This is a genomic window from Rhizobium skierniewicense, from assembly GCF_014196515.1.
Classification (GTDB): domain Bacteria; phylum Pseudomonadota; class Alphaproteobacteria; order Rhizobiales; family Rhizobiaceae; genus Agrobacterium; species Agrobacterium skierniewicense.
Genome location: NZ_JACIDV010000008.1, coordinates 164,454 through 185,916, shown reverse-complemented (window position 1 = coordinate 185,916; position 21,463 = coordinate 164,454). Strand labels below are relative to the sequence as shown.

Annotated in this window: 8 protein-coding genes; 5 read left to right on the top strand and 3 right to left on the bottom strand. The window is 58.3% G+C overall.

What is annotated here, in order from left to right; translation table 11 throughout:
• Nucleotides 1-3 precede the first annotated feature (3 nt).
• The 4 genes from GGQ73_RS14730 to GGQ73_RS14715 are packed head-to-tail and all read left to right on the top strand — an operon-like array spanning nucleotide 4 to nucleotide 3,808.
• The gene (locus tag GGQ73_RS14730; protein ID WP_210290135.1) at nucleotides 4-372 is read left to right on the top strand and encodes a hypothetical protein; all 369 of its coding nucleotides are present in this window, start codon (nucleotides 4-6) and stop codon (nucleotides 370-372) included.
• A gap of 1 nt (nucleotide 373) precedes the next feature.
• The gene (locus tag GGQ73_RS14725; protein ID WP_183896944.1) at nucleotides 374-2,632 is read left to right on the top strand and encodes a portal protein; all 2,259 of its coding nucleotides are present in this window, start codon (nucleotides 374-376) and stop codon (nucleotides 2,630-2,632) included.
• 10 nt (nucleotides 2,633-2,642) lie between these two features.
• On the top strand, nucleotides 2,643-3,620 hold the full coding sequence (locus tag GGQ73_RS14720; protein WP_183896943.1) for a hypothetical protein: 978 nt from the start codon (nucleotides 2,643-2,645) through the stop codon (nucleotides 3,618-3,620).
• Between the two features lie 8 nt (nucleotides 3,621-3,628).
• The gene (locus GGQ73_RS14715; RefSeq protein WP_183896942.1) at nucleotides 3,629-3,808 is read left to right on the top strand and encodes a hypothetical protein; all 180 of its coding nucleotides are present in this window, start codon (nucleotides 3,629-3,631) and stop codon (nucleotides 3,806-3,808) included.
• A gap of 36 nt (nucleotides 3,809-3,844) precedes the next feature.
• On the opposite strand, the gene GGQ73_RS14710 is transcribed toward GGQ73_RS14715, so the two are convergent.
• The 3 genes from GGQ73_RS14710 to GGQ73_RS14700 all read right to left on the bottom strand — a co-directional run bounded on the left by GGQ73_RS14710 (nucleotide 3,845) and on the right by GGQ73_RS14700 (nucleotide 5,929).
• Nucleotides 3,845-4,648, bottom strand: a complete 804-nt coding sequence (locus GGQ73_RS14710; RefSeq protein ID WP_183896941.1) for a DUF2971 domain-containing protein — start codon at nucleotides 4,646-4,648, stop codon at nucleotides 3,845-3,847.
• Nucleotides 4,649-4,986: 338 nt separating this feature from the next.
• The gene (locus GGQ73_RS14705) at nucleotides 4,987-5,736 is read right to left on the bottom strand and encodes a hypothetical protein (protein ID WP_183896940.1); all 750 of its coding nucleotides are present in this window, start codon (nucleotides 5,734-5,736) and stop codon (nucleotides 4,987-4,989) included.
• The gene (locus GGQ73_RS14700) at nucleotides 5,714-5,929 is read right to left on the bottom strand and encodes a hypothetical protein (protein WP_183896939.1); all 216 of its coding nucleotides are present in this window, start codon (nucleotides 5,927-5,929) and stop codon (nucleotides 5,714-5,716) included. The genes GGQ73_RS14705 and GGQ73_RS14700 overlap by 23 nt, the downstream gene beginning before the upstream one ends.
• Nucleotides 5,930-6,028: 99 nt before the next feature.
• Between GGQ73_RS14700 and GGQ73_RS22800 the strand changes: the two genes are divergently transcribed.
• Nucleotides 6,029-21,436, top strand: a complete 15,408-nt coding sequence (locus GGQ73_RS22800) for a PLxRFG domain-containing protein (RefSeq protein ID WP_210290134.1) — start codon at nucleotides 6,029-6,031, stop codon at nucleotides 21,434-21,436.
• Nucleotides 21,437-21,463: the final 27 nt, after the last annotated feature.

The window sequence follows — 21,463 nt, the reverse complement described above, 5'->3', positions numbered from 1 at the left end:
ATTATGGCTATCGGCACTTGGATACGGCTGGAAGATCGATTCCGTCCGTGTATGGTTCTTATTCCAGCGGACAGGGAATATGACGACAGGCTGACGCCTTGCGTGGTCACTATGGACCGCGCATGGATATGGTCAGAGGAAGTCGGCGACCCTGCCCAAGCCGCTCACACGGCACACCAGTTCGCAAGTACCCTCGGCCTTAACGCTCATGACCGTCGCACCGTGATCCGGATAGCGATGTTTATCGCTGACCACCTGGGCGACCTCCTGTCTATTCCCCCATACCCGACTGACGATCAGCAGACCGTGGCCGAAGTCACCATGCGTGACCCCAACACCGGGCGAACCATCGAAGCTGAAATAAGGGAATAGAATGTTTTCACTCGACGCTGACGACGGTTCAGTGAGGAAGAAGCGATACGAATCGCCCATTCCGACAGACACGCCGGCGTCGACCCGCCCACAAGCTGGAAACGCGCTGGATAACAGCCGTAACACCCAGCTCCACAAGCGGCTTCTGGGTTTCTACACCCGCGAGCTAGATCGTCAGTCCGAGAACCGCCACGATATGGCCGTCGACGCGGATATGTACGACAATATCCAGTGGACCGAAGAGCAGACAAAGGTGCTGAACGACCGCGGGCAATCGGCCCTCGTCTTCAACGTCACTGCTGTCACGGTCGATTGGGTCATTGGTACCGAGAAGCGCGCGCGTACCGATTTCAAGGTGCTGCCGCGCCGCAAGGAAGAGGGAAAGCCGGCGCAGCGCAAGTCCGAGCTGCTCAAGTACCTCTCAGACGTCAACCGCACAGGCTTTCATGTAAGCCGCTCTTTCGAAGATGCGGCGAAGATTGGCGTTGGTTGGATGGAGGACGGCTACCAGGGTGACGACGAGGGCGAGCCGCTGTTCTCCCGCTACGAATCGTGGCGCAACATGCTGTGGGACAGCGCGGCCTCCGAATACGATCTGAACGACGCCCGGTATGTGATCCGCACCAAGTGGCTCGACCTCGATGTAGCTCAGGCCATGTTCCCGAAGCGCAAGGCACTACTCGAGCGCAGCATCGACGATGCAGACAGCTTTGCCATGATGGATGCCTATGGCGATGAAGCCATGGACGGCCCCGAGATGGAAAATCAGGGCAGGGGCGACGGCACCTATGTTTCCGACCGCGTCACAGGATACCAGCGACGCCGCGTCAGGATATTCGAATGCTGGTTCAAGATGCCCGTCCAGACACCCAAGATTTCAGGCGGCACCTTCGCTGGCGAAATCTACGATGAATATTCGCCTGGTCATAAAGCCGCTGTAGAAGAAGGCGACGGCGAAGTAGTGAAGAAGCCGACGATGCGCATGTATGTCGCCCTCTTCACGTCGGCTGGGATGCTGTGGCTTTCGCCATCGCTTTACCGTCACAACAAATACCCATTCACACCGATCTGGAACAAGCGCCGCGACCGCGACGGCATGCCGTACGGACTGGTGCGCAACATCAGAGACATTCAGGTCGATATCAACAAGCGCGCAAGCAAGGCGCTGCACATCCTTTCGACCAACAAAGTGGTCATGGACAAGGGCGCGGTAGATGACATCGACGAGCTGCGCGAGGAAATAGCCCAGCCGGACGCCATCATCGAGGTGAATACCGGCAAGAAGTTCGCTTTCGACGTCGACAGAGAGTTGAGCCAGTGGCACCTCGAGCTAATGTCGCGCAACATCCAGATGGTGCAGCAGGTAGGCGGTGTCACTGACGAGAACCTTGGGCGCAGCACCAATGCCGTGTCAGGCATCGCCATTCAGGCCCGGCAGGAACAGGGTGCACTTGCCACAGCCAAGCTCTTCGACAGTCACCGATTTGCCCAGCAGGTTCGTGGCGAAAAGCTGCTCGCCAACATCGAGCAGTTCATGTCGGACGAAAAGCAATTCCGCATCACGAACATGCGCGGCAATCCGGAGTATGTGACGGTCAACGACGGTCTGCCGGAAAACGATATCGTCCGCACCAAGGCGGATTTCATCATCGACGAGCAAGACTACCGCGCCACCGTCAGACAGGCGCAGGTCGAATCGTTGATGGAGCTGCTCGGCAAGCTCGCCCCAGTGAACCCGCAGATAGCGATCGTCATGCTCGATCTCGTGGTCGAGAGCATGGATATCCCGCAACGCGAAGAGATCGTGAAGCGCATCCGTCAGGTCACCGGCATGAAAGATCCTGATGCGGACGATCAGGCACCGTCGCCGGAAGAGCAGCAGAAAGAGCAGGCAGCGGCCCAGCAGCAAAAGTTCCAGCAAGAAGCGGCCATGGCACAGCTCCGCAAGACAATCTCTGAGGCTGCAAAGAACGAGGCCCACGCCGCTGACATCAAGGCCAAGACCGTCGCCGCCAATGTCGGCAGCCAGAAATCAGCACTCGAAGCAGCTGGTGCCGTGATCATGGCTCCGGGCATCGCTGACATCGGCGACGCGATCCTGCACGAATCCGGTTTCGTGTCGCGCTCCGAAGGCGAGCAGACCATGCAGGCCGCCGCGATGGAAGCCCAGCAGCAGCAGGCACAAGCCGCGCAGCAGCAGGCGGCACAGCAACCCCAACAGCAACCGCAGGACCCTATGGCTATCGGCCTGGGCGCATAAGGAGACGACTATGGCTTTAAAGCCCACCGAAGCAGAACTGGACATGCTGACCGAGGAAGAGCGCGCAGGCCTCGAAGACGAAGATATGGTGGATGAAGGCCTCGAAGACGGGGCTGAGGGCGGCGAGGAAGGCCTAGACGGCCATGCCGCTGAAGCGGTCGCTGCTGCTCTTGCCGCATCCGAGGCGGACAAAAAGCCGGACGCCGTCATTGACGAGGATCTGGAGCTTGCCAACGGCGATGGCACCCAGCGCCAAGTAGCAAAGCCAGACGACGCCGCCGCAGCGGCAGCGGCAGCAGCCGCGGCTGCCGAGGGCGATGCAAAAGGTGGGCAGGCTGCAACGCCGCCAGCCGTGGTGGAAGAGCGCCGCCCTTCGTGGGTGCTTGATCCATCGATACCGGAGAAGCTGAAGTCCCTCGACGAGGAACGCGACCGGATCACTGCCCAGTTCGATGACGGTGAAATGACCGGCGCCGAGATGCGCGCCAAGCTGAAGCCGCTCGAGAGCCAGATCGACGAGATCAGAACGACGATCATTTCTGCCAATGTCGGCAAGACGAATGCCATCGAGCACTACAAGGACGTCACCGTCCCTGCTTTCTTCGAGAAGCATGTCGAATATCAGCCAGGCACAATCCTGCACACGATGCTGGATGCCGAGGTGCGCAGACTTCAGCAGGCGTCGGCCAACCCGCTGAACCCAGCGATCCTCGAAAAGGCCCATGAGAACATCACGTCACAGGTCGAGAAGGCCTACGGCGTGAAGAAAGCCGCACCGAAGGCTGAAGCAAAGACGCCGGCAGCGGCCGCAGGCTCACGACAGGTTCCGCCAACGCTCGGTGGCGTACCCGCTGCTGATGTGAGTGACGCCGACGACGGCGGCGAGTTCGCGTGGTTGGACCGTCTGGCCTCCGTAGATACCGAGAAATTTGAAACCGAACTCGCGAAGCTCTCAGACGAGAAGCGCGAACGATATATGGCTGAATAGGAGCCTTGATGTTGCGACTTGCCGTTAAGCTGGGGGATGCGGTGTACATTGAGGGTGTGGGCACGATCCACATCGAAGAAAAATCGGGGCGCAGCGTGCGCCTCGGTTTCGAAACTGAAATGGGCCCGATCACGATCATCAAACGCGATGAGACCGGGCTTACACGGCGTCAGCAGCAGATGATCTGAGTTAAATCGCGCGATAAATATGAAATCGTTGAGGCGTCAAGTCCGATACGGCACCTCCGATACACGAACCTCGACATTCAGATAGTTTTTTCGTCTAAGTAAGTTTTCGACACTTTGCTTATTCAAACGCTGCTGCGGACCAGGTCCAATAGTTATATGCGATATTGGTAGTTTGTCTGCACATACGGGAAGGAACGGGACAAGCAAGCCGCCACGGGTGAAGAATTCCACGTCGTTCATCTGTTGAGATGGGCGAGTGATAAAAAATCGCCATTCGTTCTCTTCTGCAAAACCGGGATGTTTGTATCGAGGGGCCTGTTCTAAGATGACCCCGGCGGCAATTTCGGCTGGCGTCAAACCTGGGCTTCCTAGAACCTCGTCCCAGTCTATAAGAGAAAGGCTCAGGAGACCGTAAAGTTTCGCTCTCGCTTCGTTTTCCTTGTATGAGATTCTCGTTGGGGAACCGTACAGTTTCTTAAAGATATCTGCTAGTGGCTGGCTATGAAGACTAATGCTTATGCCTTGACTAATGCCACCGTATGCCCGCCATTGGCTCAGTAAATCATCGTCTGTGCAAAACGAGGTCGCGAAGATAGAAGGCAATCGGTCGTCTGCTAGACCGTCCTCAATGTCGCTGTCATAAATGTAGTGAGAGGATGGGCGATTTTGCACTAAGTCTCTTAAAACGCTTCTCGCTATATCGATCGCGAATTTTAATTCTGACCCATCGTTGAGATACAGTACGTTCGAGGCGCGGAGACCATTGTCAAGGATACTCTCTAAGACATCAAGCTTTGTATAATGGCTCAGATAGTCGGGTGGTAGGTCACTTGGGCTCATTCAATCACTCCAATTTCAGGAGTAAAGTGGCTATCACCTCCTGCGGTTCATGACGAGTCTGGCATGCTCCCAGTATTCCTCGCACATCTGTGTTGCGATCCGGGCGTTTGCGACCCAACCCGTGTTCGGGGTCGGCGGGCTGCCTTTGTAGAGGCTCGAATATCTCCCAGCCCATTGCCAATTGCCCTTCGTCGGGCCGTGCATCTCTTTCCTGATCCTGCCTACGCATTCATTGCCATCATACCCGCTCCAATCGAAGTCTGTCGGCGGATCGTTCGCGTCGATCTGTGTTCTTTGCCAACGGTATTTGGGCTGGTAGGGTGTTGTCGCTATGATGATTAGCTCTCGCGCCGTCCAATACCGCTGAAAGCAGCAGCGGCAAGTTGAAAAACTTGGCATATCTCTAAGACTTCGTCAGGGAAAAACTGCAGCATCTTTCCGACCGCAACTCGTTTTTCCCGATCTTCAAAAGCAATAGCTGCGGATCCGGCACCATGAATGCGCTGCGCACGAATAAGACCTCCCATGGGCCCCTCGATATCGAGGACGTCACTCTCCACAGTTTCCGCCAACGACGCGTTTACGACCAACCATCGTATAACAAGCTCTGATCCATCCGTAGCATCCCTTGGATCCACCACTCCTAATCTATGCGCCATGCAGTTTCGCGCGCGGTTGTACCCAACCAGTCTAACCTTCCATTCGGGAGCAACCGAAAACTCGTCATCGAGGATGGCTAATTGATCCTCGATACCCTTTCTTTCGAACTGGCTTTGCGTCACAGAAAATGAACGTTCGGGGGCGTTCGCTATCGCATCTCGGTAAACGCCCATTAGGAACACTGAAAAGTTCTCGATCACATCTCTCAACACAGTCGAGGCCGCCCAACTCTGAAACTCACCATGCAGTTCGTTTGAGTCGGCAGTTCTGATGTTTTCGAAATTGAAATTCAGCCCCCTGATAGTAACTTGATGGTCTGCGTTGCTAGGGGTCGCCTTCAAGCACGCGATGTAGTGAAACGCCGCCAACTGAATAGCACGTTGCATTTTGTCGAGCGGGCGTAATTCAAATAATGTTCTTTGCTTCATCTATCGGTTTCTCTCTCAAACTGTTTCGCCAGTCATCAGTATACCCAAAAGCGGGTGCTGGGATAGGCTCACTGAACCAAAAGGTAGTAAACGCTTTCACGTCAGGCGCACAAAACCAGTGTGCTTGGCCGTTTTGATCCACTGCCCACCAGCGGGCATTCTTGGGTGCCTTCTTCCAGTCGATTTCGAACATCGTAGCTCTCCGACAGCTTCCAATTCCTGCTGCCGCAAACTATAACCGAAATGTCTCGCCCGCGCATGAGTGCAGGTTCCATTTGATAGGAGCCCACGCATGCCAATCGTGATCGGACTCGGCACAGATGCCGAGTGGAACGACCCACTCAACCTGTACGGCGGCAACGCCCCCGGTCTTTCCCCGACAAACGAGAGTCTCAACGCTCCAAAGCCCGTCGAAACCAAGCCATCGTTCCTCGCCAACATGGACGAGCGGGACAGAACCGACCTCGTGAACACCGTTCTGGCGGAAGCTGCAGGCGAGGGTGATGAAGGCATGGCCGGTGTCGCCGCTGTCATCAAGAACCGCTCGGGCATTCGCGGTCTTTCCCCCGCCGAGGTCGTTCGCCAGCCCAAGCAATTCACTGGCTACGAAGCACCAGGTGCCGAAGTTGCAAAGTCCTTCAACGATCCAAATGCGCGCGCCAATGCCGAGCGGATCATCGACGGCGTGTTTAATGGCGAGATCCCAGACCCGACGGTTGGACCAGACGGCAAGGGTGCGGATCACTACCACGCCGACAGCGTCAATCCGGACTGGGCGGGCAAAATGCCAGCTACGGCCAAGATCGGACGCCACCAGTATTACAATTCAAAGGGCGAGCCGCAGGCGCAGGTACAGGTACAGGCATCGGCCTTCGTGCCGGAGCAAGACCCGCTCGGCCTATATGGTCCCAAGGGGCAGTTCCGCGACCTGCTGAAGGGTGAAGAGAAGTCCAGCGCGCCGAACCCTGAGGCGAAGGGGCTGGCAAGACTTGTTCGCGAGCCCGAGGAAAAACATAACAGCGGCGGCGGCAAGCTCAACTTCGTGCATGCAGGCCAAGAGAAGATCGCGCCGCAGTTTGAGGCAATCCTTACCGACACCTCTAAGGCGATGGGCAAAGATTTCACCATCAACTCCGGCTACCGCGCTCCGACGCACAAAGTGGAAGCAGCGAAGCCCGGTGGACCGGGCGAGCACGCTGACGGCACCGCATCCGATATCTCGATGAAGGGCATGAGCGAGCCAGAGCGGGCGCAACTGGTTCGGGAACTGTATTCCCGTGGCGCGCGCCGCTTCATCACGTATAAAAACAGCCCCGACATGCTCCACGTCGATCTGAAAGACCAGACTGGCAAGGGTACGCCTTGGTTCATGTTCGACAAATCGAACCGCAATCTGCCAAACGCACCGGCATGGTTTCAGGACGTCGCCGCCAATCCCGGCGAGAACTCCGTCGCGCCCACCGTGGCTGCGGGCAAAGGCATTGTCGTTGATGAGAATTACGCGCCTAGCGATGGCTTGGGGCTCTACGCTGGTTCAGTAAACCCGATGGAAGCCGAGGCGAAGGCTTTGGCGCAGGCGAAGGCCGCGTCTGATGCCGAGGAAGCCAAGCGTCTCGAAAATGAACGGCTGACGGCTGACGTCAACGCGAACAATGCCACCGTTGATCAGGCCCTCGCCAAGAGCAACGGTCGCCTAGCCGCTGTCAGTGAAACAGAGGCGGCGGACTGGCAGAAGAAGTGGGACGAAGAAAACCGCTCTGGAAGCACGTTCGGTGACTTGATGCGTCGCTGGGGAACTGGCGCGGCCAACACAAGCCAGTCCATGACGAACCTCAACACGCTCCTGATCAACAAGCTCCCCGGTGGAGAAACGATCAATTCTACCCTCGACAGCATTGATCGCTGGTTGGGTGGCGGAAAGACGATCGCAGAAAAGCGCGCCGAGGGCATCGAGAAGCAATCGGCGACGCTTACGCCTGAAGGCGAGGCGGCCCGCGATAAGAAGTGGTGGGACGATGAAAACAAAACGCTGGGCCCAGCCTGGACAGATCCGCGCAGTTATCTCGGTGCCATTGCTGAAAGTGGTCCCGCGACCGTAGCAAGCATGCTGCCCTCCGGCATTCTGGCGCGGGGCGCATTTCTTTCATCCGTCGCCTCTGGCGCAACCACACAGGCAGCAGCAGCGACCGCTGCACGAACAGCCACGATTGCAGGCGGCATTACCGAGGGTCTACTCGGGGGTGCTGACGCGGCTCAGTCCGTCAAGCAGCGGATCAGCGAGTTGCCACGCGAGCAGCTTCTTGCATCCGACGCGGTGAAGCAGCTCATCGACACAGGCATGTCTGAACAGCAAGCCATCGATTCGATCAGCGAAGACGCCCAGACACAGGCACTTCTCACCGCTGGCGTCGTCACCGGTTCATTCGGCGGCATGGGTGACCGTGCTCTTGCGAAGATCATCGCTGAAGGCGTCGAGGGCGGCATTGCCCGTCGTATCGGCGTTGGCGCTGCCAAAGGCATGGTCGGCGAAGGTATCTTCGAGGAAGCGCCGCAAAGCGCCGGTCAGACGATAGCCGAGAACGCGGCCATTCAGCGCGTCAATCCAGATCAGGAGATTACAGAAGGCCTTGGCGAAGCTGTTGCGTCTGGCGTGGCAACTGGTGGCGCGATGGGCGGCGGCATGGGTGCTGCAGGCGGCGCGGCCAGACCTAGCCACTCTGCCGGTACAGCAACACCTGTTGCCCCTGAACCAGACAATCGCGGCCCGCTTCGTCGCGCAGCTGATCATGCAGAGCAACGTAACGCCGCGAGAGCCGCAGCACAGCCAGCGCAGGTACCGCAGGATGGCCGCCCACGGCCCACGGCCACCGTTCGCGTCGATGCTGAAGGTGTTGAGCCGTTCATGGGCACCGTGGAGAGCTACGAGGGCGACGAGGCTGTTGTCGTCGATAGCGGCAGCGGCGAAGTGTACCAGGTGCCGCTTGCCAACATCACTGAGATCGCTCCGCCTATCGGTGACTATCGCTACCCCGAGAAATCCATCGACGCCATGCCGGAGCTTTCCGGCGATCCTGCCATGGAACCGCTGGCGCCGATGTCTGCTCAGGTGAAATCGGAAGTCCCGCCACGCTCTGAAGACAAGCCAGCGACAGAACTGCGCCCGATCAGGCCACAGCCGGGCCAGCGCGTCATTGTAGATACGCCGGAAGCTGGCAGGTTCGCAGCCCGCATCGAGCGTTATGAGAACGACGGCGACGAAGCCATTGTGATCGACGATTCCGGCAAGCCGTTCCAAGTGCCCACCACGGCAATGAACGTCAGCAGCCTTACGCCAGCTCAAATCGAGGCGCAGGAGCTCGAGCGCAATCCGCCCATAGAGCGAGAGATCGGCGACGCCGGTCCGAATAGCCGTAAGATCGGCAAGAGCACGGTGCTGTTGCCCGACGAGAACCATGCGGCCCTGTATGACCTAGCGCGAGAACAGGCCATCGCCAAACGGCTTGGTGGCACGTCTCAGGTTGATATGGGCAGCGTGCTCCCGACCGAGCGCAAACGTTTGGCCGATGCTTTCCGCATCAAGGTCGAAGATCTCGCCTCAATGGCTGACGATTACCGGTACCGCGCAGAGCGCGCAGCGCGTGAAAGCAAATCCACGCTGCCAGTGAAGCTGCATTCGGTCAACGAACGGATCTTGAAGCAGCGGCAGTCCGCGAAAGCGAAAGATGCTGCCGAGTTGCCCATCCAGTCCTCTGATGCCGATGCCACCTGGTGGGATGTGGATCTAACGGATCAGGCCCGAAAGGGCATCTTGCAGCAGGCAGGCATTCAGCGCTCCGAGAAGTCCATGTGGAAGGTGCTCACGCCCGCGCTGAAAAAGAAGCTCGTCGACGTCCGTGACGCGCAAAGTGCTGCGAATGAGACCGTCGAGACGCTAGCGGGCCGGTTCAAGACAGCCAAAGGCAGTTCATACGATATCCATCCCGACGGAACGACGACACGTACAAAGGCACTACGAGACCAGCCGGGGCATGAAGGTGATAGCGGCAAAAAGGCTCGCACAGCGCGCACTGTTTATGTTGACACCAACGCTGGGGCTTTGAGCGCAGCGGGCCTAACTCTCACCGATCCGAAGAAAGGCGCACGCGTCGCTATTCGTGATGGGAAAGCGACCCTCGTAACGTGGAACGGCAAAGAGAACGGTTGGGGCGCATCGCCAGAGAGCCGCGGCATCACGATACACGACACCCCAGCAGTGGGCCGCTACCCGCTCGAACTATGGGACCAGGTAGAAGACGTGCCTGGCTATACGGCGTACAGCAGGATGCATGCTGGTAATGCGATAGTCGAATATGACGGGAACAGCGATCGCGCGGCCAATGAGGCTGCAACGTCACCTACGAACGATTTGCCAGAACCGTCACAGGCACAGAAGGAAGCGGGAAACTATAAGGTTGGCCGGTTGAAGCTGGGCGGCTTGGATATCTCGGTCGAGAACCCCGCGGGGTCAGAGCGCAAGGGAAAGTCTCAGTCGGGTAAGGAATGGTCCGTCAAGATGAAGAGCCATTACGGCTATATCCTCGGCACCGTCGGCAAAGACAAAGACCACATCGATATTTTCGTGCGCCCCGGTACCGAAACGCTCGACGACGCGGCACCGGTGTTTGTGGTGGACCAGCGCGACCCCGCCCGCGGGCGATTCGATGAGCACAAAGTCATGGCTGGCTTCGACAACGAAGCAGAGGCCAAGGCAGCCTATCTGGAAAATTATACCGCAGGCTGGAAAGGCCTCGGCGATATCAGCCAGACGACGATGGGCGAGTTCAAGAACTGGCTCAAATCCGGCAAGACCTCCGAGCCATTCGCGCCGAAATGGTTCTCGTCGCAGGAAAAGGCAGACGCTTACGTTGTTCGCAACAAGATGGGGCAGACCCACGATGTTGTTCAGCGCGGCAAGCGGTTTGAGGTGCAGGAACGGACAAAGGCCCAGGCGGCGAAAGAGCGAACCAACCCGAACACGCCTGATTGGGGTAAACACCCTTGGGATGAAATTTGGGGCAGTGATGCAGAGGTCATCTCAGACGCTCTGAGCCGCATTGCCAGCACCAACGGCGGTGACACGCCGATATCGGATGCAGTCAAGGCGGGCGCGACCAACAAGGAACTGCTTGAGCTCATCGAGGCACGATGGGGCGAGGGCGGTGCAGGCGGTCGCCGTTACATGATCGAAACCCGCAAAGGCCCGACAGTTGCGATCACGCTCGAGAAGGATAACGGAAACGAGCGCGTTGTCCTGAAGGGCAAGGAACTGGCCGACGCCATCCGTAGCGAGTTCGTGGTTTCGCTCGAGGATATGAAGCGAGAACACGAGGCGCGCGAAAAGGGACGTTCTGCCGATATAGAACGGCCTGCCAAGGCGAAGCCAGCGCGCAGCGGCCAACGTCGCAAACTGTATCGAGGAGCGAGCAAGGAAGAAATCGACGCGCTTCGCAATGGCAGTTTCGCTTTCAGACCCGGCCAGACGGGCATCATGTTCACGAGTGATCGTGAAACCGCATCTTACTTTGGAAATGCCAATAAGGGGGAGGCTGTAGCCGTCACCATACCGGCAGACGCAAAAGCCATCAACCGCGGCCAGATCCGCGAAAGCACCCCAGAATGGTACGCCCTCAGAGACGAGGCGTTCAAGGATTTGGAGCCCGGCGCCGATGCCGAAGGTGCGATCAGAAACGAAGCGCTCCGCCAAGGCTATGAGATCGTAATGTACAAGAGCGGAAACGGCGAATATGACGTCGTGGAAGTGCTCGATCCGTCGATTATTGACGTCTCACAAGAACCAAAGGCCGCAACGGCACCTAAGCCGACACCCAAGGTTTCACAGAACAAGATCTTCACCGAGGACGCCGCGGCGAAAGCCCGCGAGTTGCTTCGTAAGAAATTCTCGGGCAATACGCTCAATAGCGGCATAGACCCGGAGCTGCTACAGGCCGGGCTCACACTTGCAGGCTATCACATTGAAAAGGGAGCGCGAACCTTTGCCGCATATGCTTCGGCTATGCTGGCGGACCTTGGCGAAGGTTCGCGCCCTTACCTCAAGTCATGGTATATGGGGGTCAAATACGACCCTCGCGCATCGGCGTTCGACGGCATGTCGAGCGCGGCTGATGTGGAAGCCACAGACGTCAACGCGCTCAACGGAGCCCCGAATGAACCTGAACAACTGGATCGAGCTGGGGCGTCAGCACTGGAAAGAGTTCCTGCCGAACCGGTACAAGGAACTGAAAGCCGACGGGACGCTGGACGAGGCGCTGAAGAGCGCGGCGGAGCAGACATATCTGGAAGCGAACCAGCTCGAGGAGGGCGGGTACAAGCCGGACGAAGCGTGGCAGATGGTCAGGGAGAACTATCTGTTGCTCCCGCCAGAGGGAACCGAGCAGCCTCAGAGCGACCAGACGTCGCAAGATCTGATGAAGGCCGCTCGAGCCGGACAGAGAACAGTCGAGATCGAGTAGAAGAGGGTTCGTTCGGCCCCATTCTACGCGGTTACGAAGGAAAGTGGCGCGAGGCTGCGCTTGAGCTTGAACGCCGCCAGACCGGAGACGCCATAGGCGCTCTGTCGCACCCGGATGTTGGCCCTATTGATCTCGTGTGGGGCACCGAGGGCACTGACCAGAACAATGGCTCGGGTCTTGCGAAGCTCATCGCGTGGCATCCAGAAGTTTTGAGTGATCTGCAAGGTTTTCTCGACCGTCTCAAGGTCGTTGAAAGCCGCTCGACTTCACGCCGAATTCAGCTCGCGGACGAGAGCGGAAACGCTGGTGTCAGGCTTGATTTCGATGGTGCAGCAAAAACTTGGTTGTTGACGGCATATGAGACGGGAAAGCGGCGCACTGAGAAAAGTTCACGCCGTCTCAGTGACTTGTGGGGAGGCCGGGAAACTGCGCCATCCTCGCCGCGTGTGGAGAATATAGCATCCGCCCTCAAGGATGTCCAATCTGCCGCCACACCAGCGCAGCAGCGACAGACCGATTACGTCATCACTGATGAGGACGCACTCGGCGAAGGCGGTCAGAAGGCGAAATTCAAGAGCAACATTGCCGCGATAGAGCTGGTCAAGAAGCTCGAGGAAGAGCGGCGCCCGGCAACACGCGACGAACAGTCCGTGCTTGCGAAGTGGGTGGGCTGGGGCGGCCTCCGTACCGCGTTCCCGCGTGAAGATGGGAGCGTTGCAAAGGGCTGGGAGCGCGAAGCAGACCAACTGAAAGACCTGCTGACGAAAGAGGAATACAGCGCCGCCGAATCCTCGACACGGAATGCTCACTATACCGCGCCCAATATCGTCAATGCAGCATGGATCATTGCGCAGCGTCTCGGCTTCCAAGGCGGCCAGATCCTCGAGCCGTCCGTCGGTGCGGGCAACTTCCTTGGCTTGATGCCTGGTGAACTGCGCAGCGCGTCGCGGGTGTCTGGTGTCGAGCTCGACCGCATCACTGGCCTGATTGCCAAGAACCTCTATCCCAACGCCAACATTCAAGCGCCGATGGGCTTCGAGAAGCTGTCTCTGCCGAACGACTATTTCGATCTGGCGATAGGCAACCCGCCTTTCGGATCTGAACGGCTCTACGATAAGGAGCGCAGCCACCTCAACAAGCTGTCGATCCATAACTTCTTCTTCGCCAAGGCCATCGAGACGCTGCGCCCCGGTGGCGTGCTGGCAATGGTGGTTACAAACCGATTCCTCGACGGACAGTCCGCGGCGGCGCGAAACCTTATTCACGCCAAGGCTGATTTCATCGGAGCGATCAGACTTCCGAACAACGCCTTCCTCAAGAACGCCGGTACCGAGGTCACAACAGACATCGTGCTGTTGCAGCGCAGGGAAGCTGGCCAAGCGCCCAAGTCGAGCGAATGGCTCGAGGTGAAGGATTATCGCGGCAAGGATGGCAACGTTGTTCCGCTGAACGCCTATTTCGCCAAGAACCCAGAAATGATGCTCGGCGACTTCGGCGCATACGGCACGATGTACGGCCCGGACGAACCGGCATTGGTGGCCCGTGGTGGGCAGGACACGCCGGCAGAGCTCGCCAAGGCAATCGAGACGCTGCCGCAGAACATCATGGGAGAACCCGTCGCTGCGAGGGTGACAGAAACTGTCACCGTCCCTGAAACGGTCAATGATGTCCAAGTCGGCACCATGTTCGCCGCACCCGACGGCACGATCCATGTCAGGGAGCAGGATCACATCGGAGAGGCGCGTTCAAAAGCGGTCACGTTCCCCAACGACACTGCGAAAGAACGTGTTTCCGGCATGGTCCGGGTCAGAGATGCCTTTGCGCGCCTGCGACGTGCCCAGATCAGCGATACGGCCAAGCCTGAGCAAGTCGAGAACCTGCGAAGGCGGTTGAACACTTTCTACGATGCCTCTGTAAACAAACACGGTCCTATCAATTCAGATGCAAACAAGCGCCTGTTTCGTGACGATCCGACATGGCCCCAGATCAGTGCGCTCGAGCAGAAATTCGACAAGGGCCTGAGCGCCGCTGTAGCGAAGAAAACGGGAGAAAAGGCCCGCCCAGCCACGGCAGAGAAAGCCGCTATCTTCACCCGTCGCACCCAGCAGCCATACCAGCGTCCAACCAGTGCTGCGACGGCGAAAGACGCTCTTGCAACCGTCCTGAACGACTACGGACGCATCAACCTCGAAGCCATGTCGCGGCTCTACGGAAAATCGACGGAAGCCATTGTCGATGAGCTCGGCCCATTGGTCTATCGGACGCCCACGGGCTCGTATGAAACTGCTGATCAGTATCTCTCCGGTAATGTGAAGCAGAAGCTGGCAGAAGCCGAACGAGCATCGGCGCAAGATCCGGAGTTCCGTCGTAACGTAAATGCGCTGCGCGACGTCATCCCAGCAGATATTGAAGCGATCGACATCGATGTGAAGCCCGGTGCGCCATGGCTGCCTGCAAAACACGTCGAGGACTTCGTCTCTCATATCACTCAGGCATCCATCGCCCCGCGAGCCTTCTATTCCGCGGCCAACGCAAAGTGGGATCTGACGGTACCGCAAGTGACGCCAGCGGCGCAAACCCAGTGGGGAACTGATCGTGCCGCCGTCGGTACCGTGCTCAGTGCCGTGATGAACGGCCAGTCCATCACGATTCATGATCGGACCAGCGACGGTAAGTCTGTTGTCAATCAGGCCGCCACCGATGCAGCAAATGAAAAAGCTGAACGGGTCAAGGCCGAATGGCGCAAGTGGCTTTGGCAAGACGACGCCCGCCGCGACCAGTTGTCACGGCTTTACAACGACACGTTCAACACTGATGTCATGCAGCAGTTTGACGGGTCTCACCTCACGCTGCCGGGCAAGGTCAGTGATGACATCATCGACCTGCGGCCAAGCCAGAAGAATTTCATCTGGCGCACCCTGCAGAGCGGTACCGCCCTCGCGGACCATACCGTGGGCGCGGGTAAGACATTTGCTGCCATAGCATCCATTATGGAGAAGAGACGCACCGGGCAGGCGCGCAAGCCGATGCTCGTCGTGCCTAACCACCTGGTGGGCCAGTGGGCCGCCGACTTCGTCCGTCTCTATCCCGGCGCCAAGGTTCTGGCCGCCACGAAGCAGGATTTCGAGAAGGATCGCCGTAAGCGTCTTTTCGCTCGCATCGCTACCGGCGACTGGGACGCCGTCATCGTTGCCCATTCGTCGTTCGGCAGGATCGGTATCGATCCAAACTACGAAGCACAGTTCATCCAGCAGCAAATGGACGATCTGGAAGCCTCTATGGCGGAAGTGCGACGTGAGACAGGCCAGAAGAGCCGCAACGTCGCGCAGCTGACAAAATGGCGCGATGGTCTGAAAACGAAGATGGAGCGCTTGCTCGATTCCGGGCGGAAAGATGACGGGCTGACGTTCGACGAGTTGGGCGTGGATGCCTTGTATGTCGACGAAGCCCACGAGTTCAAGAACCTCGCTTATTCCACATCGATGCAGCGGGTGGCCGGTCTCGGCAATATGGCCGGAAGCCAGAAGGCGGCGGACCTCTATATGAAGTCCCGTTTCGTCCTGGAAAAGACGGGCAACAACAACCTGGTATTCCTCTCGGGTACGCCTCTGTCGAATACCATGGCCGAAATGTTTACCGTCCAGCGTTACCTCGACGAGAAAGCGCTGCGCGCGATGGGCGTCGCTCACTTCGACGCGTGGGCCCGCGTCTTTGGCGAAGTCGTCACGGACTGGGAACTGTCACCATCGGGCCAGTACAAGCTGAATAGCCGGTTCGCCAAGTTCGTCAACGTCCCTGAACTGATGCAGCGGTACCGCAGCTTCGCCGACGTCATTACCAATGATGACATCATTGCCCAGCTGGCAGCTCAGGGTAAGAAATTTCCGCTGCCGAAGGTGAAGGGTGGCAAGCCGACAAACGTCGTGGTCGAGCGCTCCCCCGATCAGGCCTCATTCATCGGCGAGGGCAAGTCCGACGATAACGGAAACCTAGAGTTTCCACGCGGATCTCTGGTCTGGCGCGCCGAGAACCTGCCGAAGAAGGCCGAAAAGGGTCAGGACAACATGCTGAAGGTCATGTCCGACGCCCGCAAGGCGGCGCTCGACATGCGCCTGATCGATCCTTCCTACGGCGACTATCGCAAGTCTAAGGTTCACCGCGCCGCAAACGAGATGAAGCGGATCTATGACGCATGGTCTGACCAGCGCGGCACCCAGCTCGTGTTCATCGATCTGTCCACGCCCAAGAAAGCCCAGGCAGCAGAGGCGGCCCGCTTCCGCGATCTGATGGAACGTGCCGACAATGGTGACGAGGCTGCTATCGAGGCGCTGGACAAGGTTTCCCCCGACGATCTGCTCGCGCTCGAAAGCACGTTCTCGGTCTATGATGACCTGAAGCAGAAGCTCATTGATCGAGGCATCCCCGAGAGCGAAATCGCGTTCATCCACGACGCCAATACCGAGGCGCAAAAGGAAGAACTGTTCGGCAAGGTCCGTTCCGGCCGCATCCGCTTGCTGTTCGGCTCCACAGCGAAAATGGGCGCCGGTACCAACGTCCAAAATCGTCTGGTAGCGCTTCATCACCTCGACGCCCCATGGCGTCCGTCTGACCTCGAGCAGCGCGACGGGCGCGGCATCAGGCAGGGCAATGAGCTGTATGGTGAAGATCCAGACGGCTTTGAGATCGAAATCCTACGGTACGCCACGAAAAACACGCTGGATGCTCGTCAGTGGCAGACCATCGAAGCCAAGGCCCGTTTCATTCAGCAGGTCCGCAAGGGTGACATGAAAACCCGCGAGATCGAGGATATCGCAGGCGAGGCGGCAAATGCAGCCGAGATGAAGGCTGCTGCATCTGGCAATCCTCTCATTCTCGAGGAGATGGACACTCGTCGTAAGCTGCGCCAGCTCGAGGGTCAGTCCGTCGAACATGATCGCGAGCAGCATCGCATCAAGGCCAAAATCAAGTCTCTGACCGAAGAAGCCGCCGCTATCGAAAAGGCACTTCCTCTGGTGCAATCGGATGCCGCTATGGCCGCCGCCGCACCGGCAGAGTTCGCCGGTACCATCGGTGGCGAAACATTCGACAAGCGCAAAGAGTTCGGTGCCGCCATTGTCGCAGCGATGCGCAAGGAACTGATCGACAAGGAAGGGGTGCGCGATCTCGGCGAATATGCTGGCTTCAAGATCGGTATCGATCCGATGGGCTACGGCAGAGCGTTCCACGTCACCATTAGGGGCAAGAAGGAATATTCCATTCCTGTCGATGATGCGTCCGACGTTGACGCGGCGGGTCTGGCTACACGCATCGCAAACACCGTGAAGCGCATTGCCAATCAGCCGGAGTTTGACCAAAGCCGCGCAGCGGAAATCAAAAGCCAAACCCCGGCGCTGGAACGTCAGATCGGGGAGTGGGCCGGTGCGCAGGAACTGGCCGACACGTCCGCGCGTCACAATCGCTTGCTCGACTCGCTGAAACCGAAGCCCAAAAGCGCTACGCCAGTGGCCGCGGTCGCCAACGCCGACGAGTTCGACGCCCCCACAGAGAACAAACGCCCTGATCCTGTCGTCGTAGGAACTGCAAACGATCTTCAAACCGTCGGCATTCCGAAGGCCCCGGCAGGCAAAGCGATATTCAAATGGGCGAAGGACACCGTCTTGCGTTTCGGCAAGAACGGGCATGAGTACCTGATGGCCGTTGATGATGACGGCTCTGTCATTGAGTTCGGCACGGCCAAGAAAAAGGCTGCGACCGGCATCAATAACAAGCTGCTCGGGGCATTTATGAACCCGGATCGCCGCGTCGTCGTACTCCATAACCATCCCAGCAACGGCCCACTCAGCGTCACAGACATCGCAATGCTGGCGATGCCTGGTCTGCATTCTGTCTGGGCTTTTGGGGCCAACGGAGCGGAAATGCGTGGATCGCTCACTCCCGACGCCGAGAGGGCTGTGTCATCAGCGAGCAGCCCTGATGCACTCGTCGCCGAGTGGCGTCGCGACATGACCGATGCACACGAAGCCGTTGATGCCTTCCTGCGGCCACTCGTCGAACGCGGCACGCTGGACATCGCCGAAGGTAACTCTGCCTACCTCTATGCACCGTCGATAATTGCCCAGAAGGCAGGACTTATCGACATTTCCTCAAATACAAACTATGATGTTTCCGCCATCGAGGGCTTGGACGCTAAGCTCGATAAATTGGCGGTCGCGCTCAAGGGACTTATCAGCGATGGCACAGCAGGCGACAATCAGAGGGTTTCACGACGACCCGCCCGCGACGTTCGACACGTTGCAGAAGTGGAAGGATTGGCAAGCCTCGGTCAGCCAGTGGTCAGCGCGAGATCCGGAACGACAGGCCTATCTGAAACAAGCTCGCCAGATTATCAGGGAAAAGAGCGCGGAGCAGAAAAGCGAAGCTCCAACGGCAAGCGAGTAACCAAGGATCGCATCGTCGAGGACTTGCGCGGCAAGCTCACCGACATCCAGCCCGCTCTCCTCAAAACCATCCCGCTCAACTATTTCAGCGAACTGGCGCGGTCCAACATGACCGCCGTCGGCGACTATCTGCGCGTCAAGCGGTTGATGGACGCTTTCAGGGGCACCAAGCATGCCGAGGCCGATGCTGTTGCGCAGGATTGGCTGAAATACACCCGCCTAGGCTTCGCCGGTAAGGACAAGGCAAAGGCGCAGGCGCTTGCGGATCTGATGCACGACGCCACCTTGGCCGGTGTAGATCCGTCCAAGACCGATGAGGAGACAAAAGCTAAGCCTGGCTACGACGCCCTGCGGAAACGATACCTGGCTATGCCGCCCAAGGGACGGGAGCTCTTCAACGACGTCAGTGTCGCTTATGGCAAACAGGCCGACGAGCTTGATGAAATCCTCCTGGACAATGTGCGCAAAGCGCAGGAGATCGCGCAGCGCAACGCCGAGGATCGTTACAAGCGGACGATGCAGAAGATCAAAGACGCAAGGCTTTCGGGCCTCGATAAGAAGAACGCCGAAGAAGATGCTACGAGTGCATACAAGGCAGAAACGACGAAGTCTCGTTGGGCCGCCAAAGCGCGTTTGACGAAGATGCGCATCGCCTTTGAAAACAGCCGCGTTGAAGCTCCTTATTTCCCGCTGGGGCGTTTCGGTCGGTACTTCGTGACCGTCAGAGACATCGATGGTGCGGTTCTCAGTTTCTCCAAACATGAGACCGCTGCCGAACGTGACCGTATGGCCCGTGAGATGCGCCAAGACTATCCAGCCGGCAAGGTTGAGGTAGGCGTCATGGAAGCTGGCGGCGACATGCGCAAAGCCATGGACCCACGCATCGTTGCCGAGATTGAAGAGATACTCGGCGGCTCCAACGTCGGCGGTGACGTGATGGACCAGATATGGCAACGCTATCTCGAATCGATGCCAGACCTTTCCGCCCGGAAGCGCTTCATCCACCGTAAGGGCACGGCTGGCTACAGTAAGGATGCACTGCGCGTCTTCTCGTCTCATATGTTCCATGCCGCTCACCAGATGGCACGGTTGAAATATGGCCTCGAGCTTCAGGAGCTCGTCAACAAGACCGCCGATCAGGCAAAGGAAGCGGACGATCAGACGCGGGCTATGACGCTCGCCAACGAACTGTCTAACCGCCATAACTGGGTGATGAACCCAACCGGCAGTAAAGTGGCTCAGACCATGACCAGCACCGCGTTCGTCTGGTACCTGGCTGCATCTCCCGGTGCCGCGCTGGTCAACATGACACAAACTGTCATGCTCGGCCTGCCGGTTCTCAGCGCGAAGTTCGGTGGGTTTGGAAAAGCAGCTTCCGCGCTGGGAAAAGCCTCGGCGGATTCGCTGGCGGGCAAAGGCACGGTTGTCAGTGATCGGCTAACCGGCGACGAAAAGAAGGCAATGGACGCCTTCTACGAATCCGGATTGATCGACCGCACCCAGAGCCACGATCTGGCAGGCGTAGGCGAGACAGGCGTCGAATACACGCCGCTCCGGGCCAAGGTCATGGAGAAAATCTCTTGGGCTTTCCACCGTGCCGAGGTCTGGAACCGTGAGGTTACCGCGCTGGCCGCCTACCGCATGGCGCGTGACAGTGGGCAGAGCACCTCTGACGCCATCGACACGGCTCACGATCTGACGTGGAAAACCCACTTCGATTATTCCAACAGCTCTAGGCCTGCTGTGCTGCAGAACGATTTTGCCAAGGTGGCGCTCGTTTTCCGCCAGCATAACATCAACATGCTCTATCGCGTCATTCGTGACATTCATCAGTCGACAAAGGGAGAGACGGCGCAGGCCCGCAAGGAAGCCCGATACCAGCTTGCAGGCGTATTGGGCATGATGACCGCAATGGCGGGTGTAACCGGCACCATGGGCTTCAGCCTCGCGATGATGATGGCCGGAATGATCTTTGGTGACGATGACGATCCGATGGCGTTCGAAGATCAGTTCAAGGCTGATGTCGTTGATATCCTCGGTCCCCAGTTGGGCGGCATCTTGCTCAACGGCGCACCTGGTCACTATCTCGGAATCGACCTTTCGGCGCGCATCGGCATGCCGGACCTTTGGTTCCGGTCCCCGACACGCGAATTGCAGGGCAAGGATGAATACCAATATTGGCTGGCACAAAGCCTTGGCGCGACAGTCAGCCTCGGCGAGCAACTCTATACCGGCTTCCGCGTCATAACCGATGATGGCGACGTGGCCCGCGGTATTGAGATGATGGCGCCTAAAGCCGTACGCGATCTGATGAAGGCATATCGGTATTCGCAGGATGGTCTCACCACCATCGGCAAAGACCAGATACTGGCGAAAGACCAGATCGACGCGACGGACATTGCCGCTCAGGCTCTCGGCTTCACGCCGGCGAAAGTGTCAGAGACATGGGAACGGAACACCGCGCTGAAGAACGCCGAAACCACTGTGAAGCGGAAGCGCCAGCGGCTCATCAACAAATGGGCGATGGCAACGATGGCAGGCGACAAAGACACGGCTGCGGAAGCTTTGGACGGTATCAAGAAGTTCAACTCTGTCCGCATCCATGCGGCGTTCCCAATCAAGTCCGAGACGCTCAAACGCTCTATCCAGACGCGGACTAAGAACGCGGCAAAGCGCGAAGATGGTGTGCTGATTGGGAATAAGGCGCTCGGAACGCAGCTCCGAGAGAAGATGGCGGAGCCCATCTATCGATAGCTCTGTGGCTTGAACTAAAAGCGAAAG

What these genes read in the sequence shown, in the direction of transcription:
- GGQ73_RS14730 (WP_210290135.1), top strand. Translation starts at nt 4, where the DNA reads ATGGCTATCGGCACTTGGATACGGCTGGAAGATCGATTCCGTCCGTGT.
- GGQ73_RS14725 (WP_183896944.1), top strand. Translation starts at nt 374, where the DNA reads ATGTTTTCACTCGACGCTGACGACGGTTCAGTGAGGAAGAAGCGATAC.
- GGQ73_RS14720 (WP_183896943.1), top strand. Translation starts at nt 2,643, where the DNA reads ATGGCTTTAAAGCCCACCGAAGCAGAACTGGACATGCTGACCGAGGAA.
- GGQ73_RS14715 (WP_183896942.1), top strand. Translation starts at nt 3,629, where the DNA reads ATGTTGCGACTTGCCGTTAAGCTGGGGGATGCGGTGTACATTGAGGGT.
- GGQ73_RS14710 (WP_183896941.1), bottom strand. Translation starts at nt 4,648, where the DNA reads ATGAGCCCAAGTGACCTACCACCCGACTATCTGAGCCATTATACAAAG.
- GGQ73_RS14705 (WP_183896940.1), bottom strand. Translation starts at nt 5,736, where the DNA reads ATGAAGCAAAGAACATTATTTGAATTACGCCCGCTCGACAAAATGCAA.
- GGQ73_RS14700 (WP_183896939.1), bottom strand. Translation starts at nt 5,929, where the DNA reads ATGTTCGAAATCGACTGGAAGAAGGCACCCAAGAATGCCCGCTGGTGG.
- GGQ73_RS22800 (WP_210290134.1), top strand. Translation starts at nt 6,029, where the DNA reads ATGCCAATCGTGATCGGACTCGGCACAGATGCCGAGTGGAACGACCCA.